3 protein-coding genes are annotated in these 2,761 nt (G+C 60.9%); all 3 read left to right on the plus strand.

Translation table 11 applies throughout. The features are described from left to right. Positions 1-1,098, plus strand: a 1,098-nt coding sequence (locus DBR24_RS24885; RefSeq protein ID WP_256591816.1) for an ABC transporter substrate-binding protein, incomplete at its 5' end; no start/stop codon positions are given. Positions 1,099-1,171: 73 nt separating this feature from the next. Beyond that, a complete protein-coding gene (locus DBR24_RS24890) occupies positions 1,172-2,182 on the plus strand; it encodes an ABC transporter permease subunit (protein WP_007953665.1) in 1,011 nt (336 codons plus the stop codon). Positions 2,183-2,192: 10 nt separating this feature from the next. Continuing rightward, positions 2,193-2,761, plus strand: a 569-nt coding sequence (locus DBR24_RS24895) for an ABC transporter permease subunit (protein ID WP_371921354.1), incomplete at its 3' end; no start/stop codon positions are given.

Here is a 2,761-nt window from a genome sequence, read left to right on the forward strand (position 1 = left end):
GCGCCGTTCCTGGCCGACATCGCCATGGCGTTCTCCTCGATCTACCCGGCCGAATACGCCGACCAGTTGCTCAAGGCCAACAAGACCGGCGACCTCAACAACAAGCCTGTCGGCACCGGCCCGTTCATCTTCCAGCGTTATGCCAAGGATGCGCAGGTGCGCTTCAAGGCCAACCCGGACTACTTCCGTGGCAAGCCTCCGGCCGACGCGTTGATCCTGGCCATCGCCACCGACAACAACGTACGCCTGCAGAAGCTCAAGGCCAACGAGTGCCAGATCGCGCTGTATCCGAAACCGGATGACATTCCGAGCATCAAGAAAGACAGCAACCTGAAAGTCGACGAGCTGGACGCGATGACCGTCTCGTACATCGCCATGAACACCCAGCACAAATACATGAGCGACGTGCGCGTGCGTAAGGCCATCGACATCGCCTTCGACAAGGAAGCCTACGTCAACGCCCTGTTCGGCAAAGGCAACGCCTCGGTTGCGGTCAACCCGTACCCGCCGACCCTGCTGGGTTATAACCACGACCTGAAGAACCCGCCTCGCGATCTGGACAAGGCCCGCGCCCTGCTCAAGGAAGCCGGGGTTCCGGAAGGTACTGTGTTTACCCTGTTTACCCGTAACGGCGGCGGTCCGACCAACCCCAACCCGATGCTCGGCGCACAGATGATGCAGGCTGACCTGGCGAAAGTCGGGATCAAGATCGACATCCGCGTGATGGAATGGGGCGAAATGCTCAAGCGTGCCAAGGCCGGCGAACACGATATGGTGTCGGCCGGATGGGCGGGCGACAACGGCGACCCGGACAACTTCCTGACGCCTATGCTCAGTTGTGAAGCGGCCAAGAACGGCGAGAACTACGCGCGCTGGTGCAACGAGAAATTCCAGGCGCTGCTGGACGAAGCACGGGCTAAAGTAGATCCGGCCGAACGTGCGAAACTCTACGAGCAAGCCCAGGTCCTGTTTAATCAGGACCAGCCATGGATCAGCATGGCCCACACCCGGATGTTTACCGCAATGCGCAACAACGTAGAGGGTTATCACATCAGCCCTCTCACCACTAATAACTTCGCCACTACCCAGGTGAAGTAGATAAGAAACTCCCGGCCTCCCTGACCCCAGGGAAGCGGGGCACGCCTAACCGGCTGATGAGGTACCACACACGATGTTTAGTTTTATTGCCCGCCGACTGGGGTTGTTGATCCCCACGTTTTTCGGCATCACCTTGCTGACTTTCGCGTTGATTCGCATGATTCCGGGCGACCCCGTGGAAGTGATGATGGGCGAACGTCGGGTCGACCCCGAAATGCACGCTCAGGCAATGGAACGCCTAGGTCTGAACAAGCCACTGTATGCCCAGTACCTGGACTACATCGGCAAACTGGCCCACGGCGATCTCGGCGAATCCCTGCGCACCCGTGAGAGCGTATGGACCGAGTTCACCTCCCTTTTCCCGGCGACCCTGGAACTGTCCATGGCCGCCCTGCTGTTCGCCGGCATCCTGGGCCTGTTGGCCGGGGTGATTGCGGCCCTCAAGCGAGGATCCCTGTTCGACCATGGGGTGATGGGTATCTCCCTGGCGGGGTACTCGATGCCGATCTTCTGGTGGGGCCTGATCCTGATCATGTTCTTCTCGGTGAGCCTGGGCTGGACCCCGGTGTCCGGGCGGATCGACCTGCTCTATGACATCGAGCCGCGCACCGGTTTCATGCTGATCGACACGCTGCTGGCCGATGACATGGGAGCGTTCCTCGACGCCCTGCATCACCTGATCCTGCCGGCCATCGTGCTCGGCACCATTCCGCTGGCCGTGATCGCGCGGATGACCCGTTCGTCGATGCTCGAAGTGCTGCGTGAGGACTACATCCGCACCGCCAAGGCCAAAGGCCTGTCGCCGTCGCGCGTGGTGTTCGTGCACGGTCTGCGTAACGCGCTGATTCCGGTACTCACCGTGGTCGGTCTGCAAGTCGGCACCCTGCTGGCCGGTGCGGTCCTGACCGAAACCATCTTCTCCTGGCCCGGTATCGGTAAATGGCTGATCGAAGCCATTGGCGCCCGGGACTACCCGGTTGTGCAAAACGGCATCCTGTTAATCGCCTGCCTGGTGATTCTGGTCAACTTCGTAGTGGACATCCTCTACGGCTTTGCCAACCCACGCATCCGTCATCAGCGCTGAGGTCCATACCATGAGCACTCCAACATCCTCAGTAGCCACTTCCGCCCCAAACGCGGATCAAAGCCTGCTGTACCCGTCTCCGTACAAAGAATTCTGGCAAGCCTTCTCCAAGAACAAGGGCGCGGTGGCCGGCCTGCTGTTCATGCTGCTGATCATCTTCTGCGCGATCTTCGCGCCGTGGGTCGCGCCGCATAACCCGAGCGAGCAATACCGTGACTTCCTGCTGACGCCACCGGCATGGCTGGAAGGCGGGCAGTTGCAGTTCCTGCTCGGCACCGATGAACTGGGCCGTGACCTGCTGTCGCGTCTGATCCAGGGTTCGCGCCTGTCGCTGCTGATCGGCCTGTCGTCGGTGGTGATGTCGCTGATCCCGGGGATCCTGCTGGGTCTGTTCGCCGGTTTCTTCCCGAAGATGATCGGCCCGACCATCATGCGTCTGATGGACATCATGCTGGCCCTGCCGTCGCTGCTGCTGGCGGTGGCGATCGTCGCCATCCTCGGCCCAGGCCTGATCAACACCGTGATCGCCATTGCTGTGGTATCGCTGCCGTCCTACGTGCGTCTGACCCGTGCAGCGGT

This window comes from Pseudomonas sp. HMWF006, from assembly GCF_003061205.1.
In the GTDB taxonomy this organism is placed as follows: Bacteria; Pseudomonadota; Gammaproteobacteria; order Pseudomonadales; family Pseudomonadaceae; genus Aquipseudomonas; species Aquipseudomonas monsensis.

Excerpts from the sequence above, each read along its gene's own strand:
- DBR24_RS24890 (WP_007953665.1), top strand. The coding sequence starts at position 1,172 with ATGTTTAGTTTTATTGCCCGCCGACTGGGGTTGTTGATCCCCACGTTT.